Genomic DNA, 16336 nt, shown 5'->3' with positions numbered 1-16336 from the left:
GCTGTTTCGTGCGTTCCCGGTCACCGGTTCCGTGGCTGGTTCGGTGGGCCGTCAATAAACCCGCTCTGCGGCACGTCGTATAGCACCATCGAGTCCGCGTCCTCGAGTGATGCCTTCGACCCCATGAGGACTCGTTTCCCCGGGTCGAGGTCCCACGAGAGCACGAAGTACACGTCCTGCCCGCGGCGGTCCTTGCGGCGTTCGATGATCGCTTTCGGAAGGACCGGGTCGCCACGCATCACCAACCACGTGTTGACGTCGAAACGGATCGGCTTGGGGCGAGACATGAGGGCGAGTGTAGAGGAAGGGGCCGACACTGCCGCTTGGATCCGCGTGCCTCAGTTCAAGTTCGGCGACTGAAACTTGAACGGCGAGCCCGTTTCATGATGCCGACTAGTTCGCCGTCTGATGTCACCACGTGAACCTCCATCAGCGCGGCGCAGGCGACCGCTGAGAGCGTGAAGATGCGTCGGGCGAGCAATGACACGTCTGCCTGATTCGTGGACCCTGACGGGACGTTCAGGACCGCACGGATGCTACCGATCCCGTCATTCACGACGCCAGCGATGCGCCAGTTCAGCATCCTCGCGTCCCGGCCGTTCTCGCCGAGCATCCCGGCAGCGAATTTCGGGATCCGCCATGAGTCGAGGAGGTTCCGTTCAACGTCAGAGGCGAGAGTCACGGGGCAACCGTACCGTTCGGCGCAGACACGGTGACTTCGTTGTGGCAGAACCACTCCTGATACTCGACACCGGCAGCCATGCCCTTGTCGAAGGCTTCCTGCAGGACGTCGTCATCGCGCGTGACAGATGCCGCGCCCCGGTTATACGCGTCGTCGATCGCGGTGTTGATCGCGGACGTCGCACCGAACGCTGCAGCTGCGAGCAGGAGGACGGCCGCGACTGCGACGACAACCCAGATCAGTGCACGAGAAGAGGGGGTGCTGGTGAGACTCATTGCGCGAGCGTATTAAACGACGCGCCGCATTAAAAGAGACGACGGTGCTTAAACAGGGGTGCGCAGGGCACAGAAGCGTCAATCACCTACCTCCGCTACAGCGCCAGCCGATACCATTCGGAGACGAACTACCGAGGGGACACCAATGAGCGACACGCCTGCAGGCTGGTACGACGACGGCTCAGGACGTCAACGCTGGTGGGACGGCGCACAGTGGACGAACGACTACGCACCCGCGCCGCCCACTCAACCGCCGGCACCCGTCGCTCCTCAGCCTGTTGTCGCCGCGCAGGTGAAGTACGAGACGAAAACGATCCAGTACATCCCCGGTAGACAGATGGGCCCCACGAGCATCAAGACGCTCCACAAGTTCCTCAACGACGGTTGGGAAATCGTCTCCGAGAAGCACCGGTTCGGCTCCTACACGACCGCAACACTTCGCCGCCCGAAGGCCGACAAGAGGGCCAAGAAGTAACAGCCATCGTCGAAAGTCGGGCGATCGATAAGCTGACGGCATGAGCTCAGCACCAGGATGGTACGACGATGGATCCGGACACCAGAGATGGTGGGACGGAACGGCATGGACGGAGCACTACGCGCCGGCGCCACCCGAGACTCCGGCGCCGGTCGAAGAACCACTGCGGTCTGACGTGAGCGCTGCGCTGCAGAAGCCCGGTCCGAAGAAGGCGCTCGTGATCGCGGGCATCGTGGTCGCCGCGCTCGTTCTCGTTTCCATCGTCGGAGCTATCGGGTCGCGTGCAGGGTCAGAGGCGAGCAGGCCGACAGTAACCGCGTCACCCGTTTCCGCCATGGTCACCGTCCCCAATGTCATCGGGCAGACTGGCGATGTCGCCCGCGACGCACTGACCGCGGCTGGCTTCGTCGTCAAGTTCGACGGAGGAGAGGATGCCGTGGTTCTGGCATCGAACTGGACCGTAGACGCTCAGTCGCCGGATGCGGGCGCAGGAGCCGAAGAGGGATCGACGGTCACCCTCACCGTTTCCAAGCCCGCACCGGCCGCACCAGAGGCCGAAGCGACCACATCGCAGGGACTCGAGTCCACCTACGCCCGTTCAGCGTGCGACATCTACGGTGACGCCCAGTACCCGTACGGTTTCAAGGCGCACTGGCTCGTCGGGAATCTCGGCGAGACACTGCAGGAAGACCAGTGGTTCCTGAAGGTCACGGCGACCGTGAAGAACGAGTACAACGCCAAACGCGATGTCGTCATCGAGTGCTACGTCAGTGGGACGAACGACGCCCCTCAGGTGACCGACTTCCTCGCGTACTAACCGACGCCGGTCCCTCCCTGAGTCAGTACTGATCTCTGGGAGGGATCAGGGTGCCGTCTGGCATCTCAGCGAAGCCGCACGCCGTCGTGGGTAGGCCATCGAATTGGGGAAGCCGCGGCCGGGGCCAGACCGATTCCGGGTCGATGCCGATATGGCATGGCTCGCACCACAAGCTTGGCTCATCTGGCCCAAGAACTAGGTCGCCGAACTTGTCTTGGCCCAGATACCGCTGGCTGGTCCCGCGGGGTCTTCCACATTCGGGGCAAGGGTTCTCAGTCATGGGGTGAGCGTATGACAAGCCACCGACCTTGGGCACCGACCTGCCCATAATTTGCCCACAATTCCTCAGACCCACTCCGATTGAGGCGGGTTGTAATGATTGAGCAGCCATCGAGAATCCGTATGATTCCGCGGTTTCCTCGCTGTGGCGAGGAAGCCAATAGGGTTCGAGTCCCTCCAGGGGCACAGCACATCACCGTATGACGTCAGCGCTCCGCGAGCAACGCGTATCCGCGGGCGGAGCGATCGCGCGAGGCCCGGATCACCTTCGCCGGGGCGCTTCGATGACGCGGTGTGACGACGCTCGTTGCGCCAGCGCCGGGGATGGAATGAGCTGTCTCCATGACCCTTCTGACGAACGACGTCCCCCCAGTCCTGCCCGCCGAACGCGCTGAACGCCTGAATGCCGCCGGTGCCTCGTGGGGCGAGCGCATCGCGTCCGCACCGTCGAGCGCAGCGCTCACCTACCGGGTGTCCGGTTCGGGTGAAGGGTCGGTCGCGAGTGCGATCACCGCGGGCAAGCACCGCTTCATCGTGGACGAGCCCGCCGCGCTCGCGGGCGACGACGTGGCGGCGAGCCCGGTGGAGTTCGCGCTCGGTGCGCTCATCTCCTGCCAGATCGTCGTCTACCGCCTGTACGCGAATGCGCTCGACATCCGGGTGGACGACATCAGCATCGACGCTGAAGGCGACCTCGACGTGCGCAACCTCTTCGGCATCACCGACGAGGTCCGCCCCGGGTTCTCCACGATACGTCTGAACATCCGCATCACCGGGCCCGAGTCCTCCGAGCGCTACCAGGAACTGCGTGCCGCGGTCGACGCCCACTGCCCGGTACTCGACCTGTTCCAGAACCCGACGCCGGTGGACGTCTCGGTTTCGAAGGTCTGACCGGACCGACGCCGAAGGGCCCACGACGCGGACGCGGGACGTCCGAGCCGTGGGCCCTTGTGCTGGTGCTGTCGTGCTGAGGCGGTGCTGCGCGTTACGCGACGGCCGGAACCGACTCGGCGACGGCGACGGGCGCGACCTGGCGCTTGTTGAGACCGTTCTGCACGATCGCCTGACCGATGTTCGCGAGGAGCAGCAGGAGCACGAAGGTGCCGCCCGCGCTCTTGCCGGAGACATTGGATGCGGCGACGGAGAACTTCCAGAGCCACCAGAACGAGACGATCGGAACGATGAACAGCCAGGTCGTGGGAACGGACTGGCCCTGAGCCTTCAGCTCGCCACGCGTCTTCGCGTACCAGACGATGAAGTAGATGCCGAAGGTGATGATGGGAAGCCAGAACACGGCTGCGGGACTGCGTCGTTTCACGGGGGCGCCTTTCGAGAGCGTCATCGAGGGTGAGTGCGCGCAAAGGGACGGCGACGATGCTCCGGCAGCCGGAGCATCGTAGAGCCGAACCGGTACGCGTCGGCGACGCGAATCTTCGCGGCCGATGAGCGTTCCCGTTCGCGTTCCCCCACGCGATGGGCGGACCGTAGGGATCCGCCTGGACGAGCATAGTGGAATCGGGCGGACCACCGAGTTGCACAGTGTGCACTGATCAGGTGGAACATCCTGACACCTGCTGGACCGCCCGCAGGATCACCCCTCGGATCACCCCTCCGTGCTCTTCGGCGCCTTCCCCGCCGCGGCATCGACGAGCCGGGGGACCAGCTTCTCGATGACGTACTTCTGGCTGAGCGGCGTCAGGAAGTAGATGGCGCCGGACAGGATCGCGTCGGTGTAGACGGCACGGTTCTCGGTCACGGCGCCGAGGTTCGCGAGCGTGCCGAACGACAGGAGTTCATCGATGCCATCCGGGCTCTCCGTGGCGAAGACGACGACGTCTGCTTCGATCAGATCGATGTTCTCTGGAGACATCTGCGCCTGCTGCCCGGGCTTCGGGGCGTACTGCTCGAGGCCCGGCGTGATCGTGAAGCCGAGGTCCGTCAGGAAGTCCGTGTTGAGACCGTCCGGGTACACCCAGAGGTTGTTCTCGTACGGGACGCCCTGAGCGAAGCTCGCCGTCAGCCCGGCGAACTCCGGATGCGCGGCAGCTGCAGCGGCATATGCGTCCGCGACGCCAGTGATGAGCTCATCACCCTGCGCCGACCGGCCGACGGCCTTCGCGACCTGACGCGTCTGGTCCTGCCAGTCGGAGAAGTAGAGTTCGGCACCCTTCTTGTTCGTGACGGTCGGAGCGATCTTCGACAACTTCGCGTAGTCCTCCTTCTGCATGCCGGCGTTCGTCCCGATGATCAGATCCGGGCGGAGCGATGCGATCTTCTCGTACTGGAAGCCGTCGGCGGTCTCGAGGACGGTCGGTGTCGCTCCGCCCAGCAACTCGGCGGCCCAGGGCCAGGTCGCGGACGGCTGCTCGCCGTACCACTCGGTGACGGCGATCGGAACGACGCCCAGCTCGAGCAGGATGTCCTGCTCGGTGATCCCCACGACCACGACACGCTCCGGCTCCTTTGGGATGGTCGTCGACCCGTACTGGTGCTCGACCGTCACGGGGAAGGAATCGGTGGCGCCGCCGGTGCCCGAGGTCGTTTCGACGGCTCCGCCGGACGTGGAGCACCCCGCGAGGGCGACGGCGAGAACGGACGAGGCCGCGAGGGCGGCGAGTCCAGATCGGAGGCGACGCGCGAGGCGTGCTGGGGCAGGGGAGTGGGCCATGCGGACCCTTTCGTCTGGAACGGGAGTCGGGCGATGCCCGGGCGGTGCCGCTGTCGGTGTCGAGGCGGGACATTGCTCCGGAGGCTCGTACAGGTTAGCCTTGCCTAACCGCGCCCGCCATCGTCTGGAACGGACAGGGATCCGCCCAGAGAGACGAGTTGATGTCCATGCAGACGTACTTCGAAAGCGAAACCGCGGTCGAACGGGTCGCGGATCGTTCTGAACGGACACCGGGACATTTCTGGGCGGTTCGAACCGAGGTCGACGACACCTTGCGCTTCGAGCCGCATGCCCATGAAGAGGACCAGCTCGCCTGGGCACCCCGTGGAACGATGGAGGTCGTCGTCGCGGGGGAGCGGTGGCATCTGCACCCGGGGCATGTCTGTTGGCTGCCCGCCGGCATCACGCACGAGATGACCCTGCTCACCTCGCCCGAGCTCATCAGCGTGTACGCGAGCCCGGAGCTGCGTCCGAACGGCGAACGATGGGACCAGCCGCGCGTCCTTCCGCTCGACCCCCTCGGAGCCGCACTGCTCACGCACCTCGGATCCGCGAGCCCGGATCCTGCGCGGCGACGGCGGTGTCACGACCTCCTGCTCGATGTGCTCGCATCGGCGACGGATCTGCACGATGCACTCGCCCTGCCGCGCGACCCGCGAGCCCGGGCCGTCGCGGAGGCCGTCCTCGCCGATCCGGCGGATGTTCGCGACCTCGCGGAGTGGGCAGCGGGATCCGATGTGAGCGCGAAGACCCTCGGTCGTCTCTTCGTCGCGGAGACGGGCAGGACGTTCGGTCAGTGGCGGACGCGGGCGAGGATGAGTGCGGCCGTGCGGATGCTCTCCGAGGGGGAGCCTGTGCAACGGGTGTCGCCGCGGGTCGGATATGCGACGCCGAGCGGGTTCATCGGAGCGTTCCGTGAGGCCTTCGGGATCACTCCCGCGGCGTATGCGCGCCAGCAGCGGGGGCTCTGAACGCGCGCCCGAGTCGCATGTTTCTGCTCGTTTCGGCGATGATGACCCTGAAAAGGGTGTCATCAATGAGATCGATTTCAGGATGAAAGCCCGTGTATCCCATATGAAGGTGCCGTGATGGCTCACGCTTGTCGATTATCTGCCGATCTTCTCGCTACGCTTGGAGCGAGAACGTGAAGGATACCGTCGCCATGCCAGAACGCAAGCCGCAACAGCAGCGCGGACACGCGCGCCGTCAGGCCGTCGTGGAAGGTGCTGCCCGCGTCTTCGACCGCGTCGGATACGGTGGCGCCAGCCTCTCCGACATCGCGCGCGAGTCGGGCACGACGCAGGGCTCCATGTACTTCTACTTCCCGTCGAAGGAAGAGCTGGCGCTCGCTGTCATCAATGAGCAGAACGCTCGAACGTTCGCGGCGCTCGCCGAGGTCGGCGCCGGTAACGGGTCCTACCTCGCACTCATCGCCGCATCGCGTGTCATCGCCCAGCACCTCGTGACCGATGCCGTGGTGCGCGCCGGCATTCGGCTCTCGCTCGACCAGGGCACGCTGTCCGTCCCCACGACGCAGTTCTACCGTGACTGGATCGGCTCCGTCGGAGAACAACTCGCCGCCGCCGTCGCGGAAGGCGAGCTCCGCTCCGACATCGATTCCGATGAACTCGGCCGCTCCGTCGTCTCGTACTTCACCGGCGCGCAGCTCGTCTCGAACGTCCTCACCTCGCGGGAGGACCTCCTGTCCGCCCTGCGCACGATGTGGAACGTCCTGACGCTCGCGATCGTTGTGCCGGAGCGTCAGGCCGACGTCTCCGCGTTCGTCGAGCAAGCATTCTCCGAGGATTCCGACGCGACCGATCTGCTGAGCGCGGCCAGCGCCGAGGTCGAGCCCGCGTAGAGCGATTCGGGCCGCGTCGCGCCGGTGAGGAGTCGTGCGGCACGGCGGTTGACACTGGAGCCGACGCCTGGGTTGATGCGGCGTGTGCCACGGCTGATGCATGGCGAGCCCACCGGTCGACGATGTGCCTCGTCGATCCGTTGATTTCCGAAGAATTCATCTGCCTGACGAAGAATTATGGCAACCCCTCTGGGCATTCCGTCGTTCGTCGCCTATGCTAAGTCGGGTGATTGACTCAGTTTGTTTGGCCGGGGGGCCTGGACTCCATACGCGTGCTGGGGAGCGCGCGGTGGAGAGCCGACACGACTGAGCGTCACATCCGGCTGGGCGATGTCATGGGGGGATCGCCCAGCCGTAAACCCGTTGCAGAATTCAGGACTCCTTGCACAATTCAGGATGAACGGCTGGCGTGTCGCGCCGGATCATCCTGAATTGTGCAGATGTTCCTGAGTTGTGCCCACGACCGGGGCGGGTGCTCGCGCGGTGGCGGGCGCGGTGAGAGGATCGTCGCATGAGTCGTCTGGAACCCGAGCTCGAACGAGCAGTCGCAGCCCTCGCGAAACGCCGCGCGAAAGAACTGGGGAACGGGAAGCCGAGCGAAATCGATCAGGCCGTCGCCAGACTCATCGTGCTCCGCGACCTCCGCGACGCGGTCGTCAAAGAGGAACTCCCGAGGGCGACACGCGATGCGAGGGCGCTGCGCATCCAGTTCAAGGCCCTGCAGGCGGCACTCGGCCACGCATCGCCCACCACGATCCAGATGTGGGCCAAGATGGCGGACGAACTGCCGGAGTGAGGCTGCCGGAGTGAGACTGCCGGAGTGAGACTGATCGGGACCCGTCAGTCCACAGGAGCGTAGCGATGCTCCGGACGACCGGCGGTCCCGTATCGGAGCTGCACCCGCACCAGACCGTTCGCCGCGAGGCCGGCGAGGTAGCGCTGCGCCGTCGCACGGGAGACGCCCACGAGCTCGGCCACGTCGACCGCGGACAGCTCACCGCTCGCGAGGGTGACGGCATCGAGCACCGACTGCTCCGTCGCCGAACGTGAGCGGGCGACGCCCCTGGCGTCACCGGAGTGCAGCACGCGCAGGGCACGTTCGACGGACTCCTGATCGTGTGATGCCTCCGCCGCGAGGATGTTGCGGAAGCGGGCGTATGCACCGAGTCGGTCGGTGAGGAGCGCGGCCGGGAACGGCTTGACCAGGTAGCCGAGTGCGCCAGAGCGGAGTGCGCGCCGGATGGTCGATCCGTCGGTCGCCGCACTCACCACGACGGTGTCGACGTCGAGCTCACGGAGGAGATCCAGGCCGCTGCGATCGGGGAGGAAGACGTCGAGCAGGACGAGGTCGGGTCGAAGGCCCACGACTGCCTCCACAGCTGCGGCGGCCGAGCCGACCGAGGGGAGCGCGGTGAACCCCGCGACCGAGTCGATGACCTCACGGTGGAGACGTGCCACGTGGAAGTCGTCGTCGACCACGAGGACCCGGAGGTCCGTCGCGGCGCTCATCGGAGCGTCTCCTGCGGAACGATGACGCCGGGCAGGCGTGCGCAGAAGACGGCGCCGTGGGCGCGCTCGAGGGGCGTTCCGTCGGCCGGGTCGCGGACACCGGCATCGGAGAGCCAGACGTCTCCGCCGCGGCGGCGTGCGACGTCCCTGGAGAGTGGGAGCCCGAGGCCGAGCCCGTGCACACGATCGTCGCCGCCGCCGCCGCCGCCGTCGCCGTCGCCGAGCTGCGACGGCTGTGGATCCGGATCGACGCCGTCACCGGAGTCCATGACGGAGAGGTGCAGTTCGGAACCGTGGTCGAGGACCTCGACTTCGACCCAGGCGGGTCTGGCCCGCCCGGCGACGGCGGCTGTGATCGCATTGTCGATGAGATTGCCGAGCACGGTGGTCACGTCCTCAGGATCGCACAGCGATCCGGACACGAGGGTTTCGGAACCGAGGGTCAGCAGCACTCCGCGCTCGGCGGCCTCGACGCCCTTCGCGCCGATGAACGCCTGCAGGTACGGCTCGGTCAACCGATCCGCGTGCTCGACCGGGTACTTGAGCGGCCCGTGGTCGAGCACGTTCGCGAGGTAGCTGCGCGCCTCTTCATCCTGACCGAGTTCGAGCAGCCCCGAGATCGTGTGGAGCCGGTTGGCGAACTCGTGGCGCTGCGCCCGCAGCGCCGTCGTCATCGCAGCGACCGCATCGAGCCGACGGGTGAGCGCCTCGACGTCGGTGCGGTCGCGGGCGACGAGCACCCGGCCGAGATCTGAGCCGTCGTGGAAGACCGTCCGCACGTCGACGAAGAGCACACGCTGACCGACGACGAGCTGGACGGGCTCCGCCGAGTCCCCGGAACCGCCGACGAGCTCCGCGAGCACGGCTGGCAGACCGAGCGAGTCGAATCGTCGACCGACGCTGTCCCCCACGCCGAAGAGTCGCGCGGCCTGGTCGTTGCACACCGTGACGATCCCGCCAGGCGAGACCGCGAGCACTCCCTCGCCGACGCCTCCCAGCACGGCCGCCTGGTTCTGGACGAGCGCAGAGAGCTCCTCCGGTTGCAGGCCGAGGGTCAATCGGCTGAGCCGACGCCTGATCAGGATGGAGGCGAGGATGCCGACGAGGATCGAGGCGATGACGCCGAGTGCGATCGGGATGACGTCCCGGACGACGTCGCCGAACACCCGCTGGGGCGCGAGGCCGACGCTGATCTCGCCGACGACATCCTCCGCACCGTGCTCGGTCGCTCCCATCGCGTAGACGGGGACCTTCGCGCGAGCCGACGGACCGAGTGTTCCGGTCTCCCACGAGACGGTCTCCTCACCGCGGAGCGCCGCGTCCGGGCTCGTGCTCACGTGCTGACCGAGTTGGGCCTCGTCCGGGTGGGCGAGGCGGATGCCGCGGTCGTCGGTGATCACGACGAAGAGCGCTCCCGTCCTGGCCTGGACGGCGTCGGCGATGTCGACGAGCGGGCCACGGGCGAGGGCCGCCTGGTCCGGTTCGCCGTCGTCCTGGGACTCGAGGGTGACCTGGCGTCGGACATCGACGTCCTCGGCGACACTCTGCGCGATCGCGAGCGCCGTCGACTGCGCTTCGTGCGCGAGCCGTTGCACCCCGGCCCAGATCGAGATCGCACTCCCGATCGCGATGACGACCGTCACCACGAGCAGCTGCAGGAGCAGCACGTGCGTGGCGAACCGGAGGCGGGGCCGTCTCGGCGTGTCGACGTCGACCATTCTCCGATGCTACGGCCGAGGACGTCCGTCGACGGCTCGGCGGGCCGTGAGCACAATGCGCACAAGGTGCGTCAATCGGCAGATCCGAGCCGAACGCGGAATAGCACGACGCCGAGGACCGGCTCGCCTAGCCTGACACCGGACCGACGGTCCACCGTTCAGACAAAGGAGTCGACGTGCTGGTAATCCTGGGATTCGCGATGATCCTCACCTTCATGGTGCTCATCATGACCAAACGGCTCACCCCCATGGTGGCCCTCATCATCGTCCCGACGATCTTCGGGCTCTTCGCCGGCGCGGGTCTCGGCCTCGGCGACATGGTGCTCGAAGCGATCGGCAACCTCGCACCGACGGCCGCGCTGCTCATGTTCGCCATCATGTACTTCGGGATCATGATCGACGTGGGGCTCTTCGACCCGCTCGTGCGCTTCATCGTCCGTGCGCTCGGCGACGACCCGGCCAAGATCGTCCTCGGGACGGCGATCCTCGCAGCCGCGGTCTCACTCGACGGTGACGGCTCGACGACCTTCATCGTCACGACGGCGGCGATGCTCCCCATCTACCTGCGCCTCGGTCTCAACCCCGTCGTCCTCACGTGCGTCGCCGGTCTCGCGAACGGGACCCTCAACATCGTGCCGTGGGGCGGACCGACGGTGCGGGCCGCGTCCGCCCTCGGGGTCTCGCCGACCGAGATCTTCGTGCCGATGCTGCCGTCGCTCGCCGCCGGGCTCGTCCTGGTCTTCGCGTTCTCCTGGATCCTCGGGTTGGGGGAGCGGAAGCGGGTCGGTGCGCTCGGGATGCTCGGCGAGGGCCTCGGGAACGGGCAGGGCCTCGGCTCCGGCGGTTCAGGCGGTTCCGGGATCGCTGCGGCGGCTTCCGGTGGAGGATCGGCCGCCGCACCGCTGACCGGCGGCATGGCGACGTCGTTCGCCCGTCCGCGCCGCGGATCGCTCGCGACGCTCGTCCGGCCGGACGACACGGCGATGGCAGACACGATGCTCGACCCGGACCGTGACACGCTCCGCCCTCGCCTGATCTGGTTCAATCTCGCTCTCACGATCGCCGTCATGGTGCTCCTGGTCCTCGACCTCGTTCCGCTGCCCTACGTGTTCATGGTGGGCACGGGCATCGCCCTCCTGATCAACTTCCCCAAGCTCGCGCAGCAGTCGAAGGAGATCGTCGCGCACGCGCCGAGCATCGTCGGCGTCGTCTCGATGGTGCTCGCCGCCGGTGTGCTCATCGGCGTGCTGAACGGCACGGGCATGGTGACGGCGATGGCCGATTGGCTCGTCGCGATCATCCCGGACGCGCTGGGTCCGTTCCTCGCCGTCATCACGGGTGTCCTCAGTATCCCGATGACCTTCTTCATGAGCAATGACGCCTTCTACTTCGGCATCCTGCCGATCCTCTCGGAGAGCGCGGCGAACTTCGGGATCACGCCCGTCGAGATGGCGCGGGCGTCGATCACGGGTCAGCCCGTCCATCTGCAGAGCCCGCTCGTTCCGGCGATCCTGCTACTCGTCTCGCTCGCGAGCGTGAACCTCGGCGACCACCACAAGAAGGTCCTGTGGCGTGCGGCGCTCGTGTCGGTCCTGATGCTCGTCGTCGGGGTGCTCGTCGGAGCGATCCCGTTCGGTTGACGGTGACCCGCCGACCTCCCCGCCACCCGATCTCCACAGCTACTTGGTCGTCGTCCAGTCGAGGTTGATGACGTCGCCGATGTAGATGTCGAGTCCGAGACCGGGGATCGACGGGTTCATCCGCAAGAGCTGCTGCTGCGGGACGTCGAAGCGTTGCGAGATCTCGAAGAACGCATCACCGGAGACGACCGTGTAGGAGAGCGGATTGCCGTCGCCGTCCGTCGTGACGGGCCCCTGGGCGCCCGGCATCGCGCCGAGATCGAACGCGGGACCCTCCGGAAGCGGTTCCGCGGGCTTCGCCGGATCGTTCGGGACGATGGGAGCAGGCTCCGGGGCCGGCTGTGGGGCGGCCGCGGGCGGTGGGGTCGGAGTCGGAGTCGGCGTCGGTGTCGCCGTCTCGGTGACGACGATCGTCACGGGAGGCTTCGGCGGTTCCCCGACGCAGGCGGTCAAGGCGGTGCCGAGGACGATCGCCCCCACGACCACCCCCGCCGAACGGTGTGCGAACGTGCTCATCATGTCCCTCCCACATGGCGCCGTCGTCGGATGGTTCGGCATCCGGAATCGCGACAGTGCGGGACAAGCATAGATCGGGGCGCTCGACTGAACGAGTCCCCGAAGGAGGACGTCCGCCCGGACGGACGGCGACGAGCATCCGCTCCAGTAGGCTTTTCCCACACGATTCAAGGGAGAACACATGACGAACGGCACGCAGTCGAACGGGTTGCGCTGGGGCATCCTCGGACCCGGCGGGATCGCGAAGGCGTTCGCGGCGGACCTCGTCCTCCACGGCTTCGACGTCCGTGCCGTCGGTTCGCGCTCGCAGGCGACCGCCGACGACTTCGCTGCCGAGTTCTCCGTGCCCAACGTGCACACGAGCTACGAGTCGCTCGTCGCCGATCCTGAGGTCGACGTGATCTACATCGCGACGCCCCACCCCTTCCACGCCGAGCAGGCGATCCTGGCGCTGAACGCCGGCAAGCACGTGCTCATCGAGAAGCCGTTCACCCTCAACGCCGCCGAGGCGCAGGCCGTCGTGGCGCTCGCCGCAGAGAAGGGCCTCGTCGTCCTCGAAGCGATGTGGAGCCGCTTCCTCCCGCACATGGACCGCATCCGCGAGATCATCGCCGCCGGCACGCTCGGTGAACTGCGCAACGTCACGGCCGGTCACAACCAGCTGCTCTCGACCGACCCGCAGCACCGCATCAACGCCCCCGCACTCGGCGGCGGAGCGCTCCTCGACCTCGCCGTCTACCCGATCTCGTTCGCCTCGGACCTCTTCGGCACGCCCGAACGGATCCAGTCGACCGCGACGATCCAGGACATCGGCACCGACACGGACGTCACGACGCTCTTCACCTACGCTGGCGGTGCGACGGCCGTCACGCTCTCGTCGAGCCGCGCCCCCGGGCCGAACCGCGCATCGATCGTCGGCACGAAGGCGTGGATCGAGATCGACCGCACCTGGCAGGACCCGGCCGACTTCCGCGTCCTCGGTCCCGACGGCGAGGTCATCGAGAGCTACACCTCCGACGTCGCCGGCCGCGGCATGCAGTACCAGGCGTGGGAGCTCGAGCAGATCGTCGCGTCCGGTGAGCTGAGCGGCGCACGCCTGCCCGTCTCCGAGACGATCAGCATCATGGAGACGATGGACGAGATCCGTCGTCAGATCGGCGTGAGCTACCCGACCGAGTAGCGCCGGGCGGTCGGCCCTTCAGCCCTGGCGCCGCGCGAACCGCCGACGGGGCTGGGGCAGCATCGTCGAGGCGCCCGCGTGGAGCTCGACGGCGTCGCTGTAGTGGCCGACGAGGGCGCTGCTGACGCTCTTCCAGGTGCGCGCTTCGACACTCGCGCGGGCGGCGGAGCCGAAGGCCGCCCGTTTGACGTCGTCGCCCACGAGGTCGCGCACGAATCCGGCCAACTGTTCGAGACGGCCGGGTTCGTACAGCCAGCCCGTCCGGCTCGAATCGACGAGATCGACGGGGCCTCCGCGACCCGTCGCGACGACGGGCACGCCCGACGCCATCGCCTCCTGGATGGTCTGGCAGAACGTCTCGGACTCACCGGGGTGCACGAAGACGTCGAGGCTCGCCATCGCGGTCGCGAGCTCATCGCCACCGAGGAACCCGACGAACACTGCTCCGGGGAGCTTCTGTTCGAGCATCGGTCGCAGCGGCCCGTCGCCGATGATGACGAGCCGCGTATTCGGGATGGCCGAGAGCACGGCTAGGTCCTCGACCTGCTTCTCGGCGGCCAACCGGCCGACGTAGCCGATGATTCGCTCGCCCGCCGGGGCGATCGCGTCGCGCCAGGCGAGGCTCCGCTTCGTCGGGGAGAACCGGACCGCGTCGACGCCGCGCACCCACAGCCGCAACCGGTCGACGCCGTGGGCCTTGAGCTGCGCGAGCGCGTGCGTCGACGGGGCGAGCGTGATCGTCGCGCGCCGGTGGATGCGTTCGACGTGCTGCCAGAGGAGCGGCTCCGCGGCGGGGAAGCCGTACCGGACCGCGTACGCGGGGACGTCGGTCTGGTACACCGCGACAGTGGGGATGCCGAGCCGTTCGGCCGCCTGCACGCCGCGCCACCCGAGGACGAACGGCGAAGCGAGGTGGACGACGTCGGGGCTGAAGCCGCGGAGGAGCGTCGTGATGCGCCGGACGCCGCCCGCCGCGAGCCTGACGTTGCGGTAGCGGGGGAGGGCGAACGAGGGAAGCCCGTCCACGCGGGCGGAGCCGTGCTGGTGCGGGGTGTCCCGCCCGCCGCTCGGGGCGATCACGAGGACGTCGTCGCCCCGCTCCGCCAGGTGTTCCATGACCCGCAGGAGCGAGTGGGTGACGCCGTTCATCTGCGGAAGAAACGACTCGGCCACGATTGCGATCCTCACGGGACCATGGTCGGACGGCGGCACGGCGAAGCGGTGCCCTGGAGGGGACGTGTCGGTGACCATCTGGTGACGAGCGGGTGGACCGGTACGTTGAATGGGCCGATCGACCGACTCGGGTCGGTCGGGCGAAACGCGCTGCAATCGGTTCCGCGGAAGCGGGGGAAGCGCCTCCGGACTGGTTTACTTGGCTCTATGAGTGTCGGAGGGTACGTGGACGGGGAGAGCGGCGTCGAGCGCCTCGACACCTTCTCGTACGCTCCGGGCCGCCGCCTCCGCCCGAGCGCGAAGGTCCTCCCCGAGCACGCGCGCGGACACAACCGCGCTCTCGTCATGCAGACGCTCTTCGCGAGCGGAGCCATGAGCCGGGCGGACATCGCCCGCGCCACCGGTCTCACCCGGGTGAGCATCTCCGACCTCGTCGCCTCGCTCATCGCCGACAACCTCATCGTCGAGGTCGGCCTGCGCGAATCCGCGCGACCCGGCAAGCCGGCGACGCTCATCGACATCAACCGCGACGAGTTCCAGATCGTCGGCCTGGACCTCTCCGACACGCGGGTGTTCCGCGGCGCCGTCCTCACGCTCGACGGTGACATCGTCGTCGCCCGCGACGTGGCGCTCGAAGGGGCCAAGGGGGACGAGGCCATCGCGAAGGCGGTGGGGCTCGCCGAAGCGCTGCTCGCGCTCACGAGCGTCGAGGTGCTCGGCGTCGGCGTGGGCTCGCCCGGCATCGTCGACGTCTCCGGCGTCGTCCGCAGCGCCCCCAACCTGCAGTGGAAGGACGTCGACCTCCAGGGCGCGATCGAACGCGTCGCACAGGTCCCCGTCCTCGTCGCCAACGACGCCAACGCCGCCGTGCTCGCCGAGTACTCCTTCGGCGGCGGCGCGAGCGACCTCATGCTCGTCAAGGTGAGCCAGGGCGTCGGCGCCGGACTGCTCGTCGGCGGCCAGCTCATGTTCGGCAGTCGGTTCGCAGCGGGCGAGATCGGGCACGTCGTCGTCGGCACGGACGGTGGGCCGGAATGCGCGTGCGGCAAGCGCGGTTGCCTAGAGGCCTGGCTGGCCGTCCCGCACTTGCGCGGCCTCATCGATGCCGCGGAGGCCGCTGGGCTTCCCGCGGACGAGACCGACGCGCGACGCGCCGAGATCCTGGCGGCGGCGGGGCTCCGTCTCGGCATCTCGCTCGCCGCGATCGTCGGTGCGCTCAATCTCTCGGAGATCGTCCTGAGCGGACCGGAGGACCTCCTCGCCGGAGTGCTCATGGACACGGCGATGGCCACCGTGCAAGCGCGTACGATGACCGAATTCCACGGCGGAGTGCGGCTCCGGATGACCGAGCAGGGCAGCGATATCGTGCTCCGCGGGACCGCCGTCATGGTCCTCTCCGGCATCCTCGGTGTGTCCTGAACCCCGGAGGCGCCGGCACTGTTCGAGGGGCCGCCGGGGACCGCACGCGGCCGAGATCGGGCCCTTCGATCGCGTCTGACCCGGATTCGGGGGCCAAGTCGACGAAAACCCGTGATGATTGCCG

At 67.6% G+C, this 16336-nt stretch carries 17 protein-coding genes; 9 read left to right on the top strand and 8 right to left on the bottom strand.

Annotated features, from left to right (window positions below; all coding sequences use genetic code 11):
- Positions 1-20: 20 nt before the first annotated feature.
- Positions 21-287, bottom strand: coding sequence for a hypothetical protein (locus ACQ3HB_RS09525; protein ID WP_430919763.1), 267 nt, complete (start codon positions 285-287; stop codon positions 21-23).
- A 391-nt stretch (positions 288-678) separates the two neighbouring features.
- Positions 679-957 carry a hypothetical protein gene (locus ACQ3HB_RS09520; protein WP_430919762.1) on the bottom strand — a complete coding sequence of 93 codons (279 nt, stop codon included), beginning with the start codon at positions 955-957 and terminating at the stop codon, positions 679-681.
- A gap of 145 nt (positions 958-1102) precedes the next feature.
- Between ACQ3HB_RS09520 and ACQ3HB_RS09515 the strand changes: the two genes are divergently transcribed.
- The 3 genes from ACQ3HB_RS09515 (at position 1103) to ACQ3HB_RS09505 (ending at position 3419) form a co-directional block, all read left to right on the top strand.
- Positions 1103-1432: a DUF2510 domain-containing protein gene (locus ACQ3HB_RS09515; RefSeq protein ID WP_430919761.1), complete on the top strand. Its 330-nt coding sequence runs from the start codon at positions 1103-1105 to the stop codon at positions 1430-1432.
- Between the two features lie 40 nt (positions 1433-1472).
- Positions 1473-2249, top strand: coding sequence for a DUF2510 domain-containing protein (locus tag ACQ3HB_RS09510; protein ID WP_430919760.1), 777 nt, complete (start codon positions 1473-1475; stop codon positions 2247-2249).
- Between the two features lie 621 nt (positions 2250-2870).
- Positions 2871-3419: an OsmC family protein gene (locus ACQ3HB_RS09505; protein ID WP_430919758.1), complete on the top strand. Its 549-nt coding sequence runs from the start codon at positions 2871-2873 to the stop codon at positions 3417-3419.
- A 94-nt stretch (positions 3420-3513) separates the two neighbouring features.
- On the opposite strand, the gene ACQ3HB_RS09500 is transcribed toward ACQ3HB_RS09505, so the two are convergent.
- Complete coding sequence (locus ACQ3HB_RS09500; protein ID WP_430919757.1) at positions 3514-3846, bottom strand: DUF4234 domain-containing protein; 333 nt, start codon at positions 3844-3846, stop codon at positions 3514-3516.
- A gap of 285 nt (positions 3847-4131) precedes the next feature.
- On the bottom strand, positions 4132-5196 hold the full coding sequence (locus tag ACQ3HB_RS09495) for an ABC transporter substrate-binding protein (RefSeq protein WP_430919756.1): 1065 nt from the start codon (positions 5194-5196) through the stop codon (positions 4132-4134).
- Positions 5197-5357: 161 nt separating this feature from the next.
- Between ACQ3HB_RS09495 and ACQ3HB_RS09490 the strand changes: the two genes are divergently transcribed.
- The 3 genes from ACQ3HB_RS09490 to ACQ3HB_RS09480 all read left to right on the top strand — a co-directional run bounded on the left by ACQ3HB_RS09490 (position 5358) and on the right by ACQ3HB_RS09480 (position 7853).
- Positions 5358-6167 carry a helix-turn-helix domain-containing protein gene (locus ACQ3HB_RS09490; RefSeq protein WP_430919755.1) on the top strand — a complete coding sequence of 270 codons (810 nt, stop codon included), beginning with the start codon at positions 5358-5360 and terminating at the stop codon, positions 6165-6167.
- A gap of 191 nt (positions 6168-6358) precedes the next feature.
- Entirely contained in the window at positions 6359-7057 is a 699-nt protein-coding gene (locus ACQ3HB_RS09485) for a ScbR family autoregulator-binding transcription factor (RefSeq protein ID WP_430919754.1), read from the top strand.
- Between the two features lie 511 nt (positions 7058-7568).
- Entirely contained in the window at positions 7569-7853 is a 285-nt protein-coding gene (locus tag ACQ3HB_RS09480) for a hypothetical protein (RefSeq protein WP_430919753.1), read from the top strand.
- A gap of 44 nt (positions 7854-7897) precedes the next feature.
- Here ACQ3HB_RS09480 and ACQ3HB_RS09475 read toward each other — a convergent pair whose 3' ends face one another.
- Complete coding sequence (locus ACQ3HB_RS09475; protein WP_430919751.1) at positions 7898-8566, bottom strand: response regulator; 669 nt, start codon at positions 8564-8566, stop codon at positions 7898-7900.
- Positions 8563-10284 carry a sensor histidine kinase gene (locus ACQ3HB_RS09470; protein ID WP_430919750.1) on the bottom strand — a complete coding sequence of 574 codons (1722 nt, stop codon included), beginning with the start codon at positions 10282-10284 and terminating at the stop codon, positions 8563-8565. The genes ACQ3HB_RS09475 and ACQ3HB_RS09470 overlap by 4 nt, the downstream gene beginning before the upstream one ends.
- Before the next feature lie 200 nt (positions 10285-10484).
- Between ACQ3HB_RS09470 and ACQ3HB_RS09465 the strand changes: the two genes are divergently transcribed.
- Positions 10485-11924 carry a CitMHS family transporter gene (locus ACQ3HB_RS09465; protein ID WP_430919779.1) on the top strand — a complete coding sequence of 480 codons (1440 nt, stop codon included), beginning with the start codon at positions 10485-10487 and terminating at the stop codon, positions 11922-11924.
- Positions 11925-11963: 39 nt separating this feature from the next.
- Here the strand turns inward: ACQ3HB_RS09465 and ACQ3HB_RS09460 are convergent, their stop codons facing one another.
- Positions 11964-12440: a LysM peptidoglycan-binding domain-containing protein gene (locus ACQ3HB_RS09460; protein WP_430919749.1), complete on the bottom strand. Its 477-nt coding sequence runs from the start codon at positions 12438-12440 to the stop codon at positions 11964-11966.
- 181 nt (positions 12441-12621) lie between these two features.
- Between ACQ3HB_RS09460 and ACQ3HB_RS09455 the strand changes: the two genes are divergently transcribed.
- Entirely contained in the window at positions 12622-13620 is a 999-nt protein-coding gene (locus tag ACQ3HB_RS09455; protein ID WP_430919748.1) for a Gfo/Idh/MocA family protein, read from the top strand.
- 18 nt (positions 13621-13638) lie between these two features.
- Here ACQ3HB_RS09455 and ACQ3HB_RS09450 read toward each other — a convergent pair whose 3' ends face one another.
- Positions 13639-14808 carry a glycosyltransferase family 4 protein gene (locus ACQ3HB_RS09450; RefSeq protein WP_430919747.1) on the bottom strand — a complete coding sequence of 390 codons (1170 nt, stop codon included), beginning with the start codon at positions 14806-14808 and terminating at the stop codon, positions 13639-13641.
- Between the two features lie 192 nt (positions 14809-15000).
- Here ACQ3HB_RS09450 and ACQ3HB_RS09445 point away from each other — a divergent pair, with 192 nt between their 5' ends.
- Complete coding sequence (locus ACQ3HB_RS09445; RefSeq protein ID WP_430919746.1) at positions 15001-16212, top strand: ROK family transcriptional regulator; 1212 nt, start codon at positions 15001-15003, stop codon at positions 16210-16212.
- The last annotated feature ends 124 nt before the right edge of the window (positions 16213-16336 follow it).

It is taken from the genome of Plantibacter lichenum (genome assembly GCF_050587525.1).
Classification (GTDB): domain Bacteria; phylum Actinomycetota; class Actinomycetes; order Actinomycetales; family Microbacteriaceae; genus Plantibacter.
Note: the sequence above shows the minus strand (reverse complement) of the source record. Positions and strands in the feature narration are given on the sequence as shown.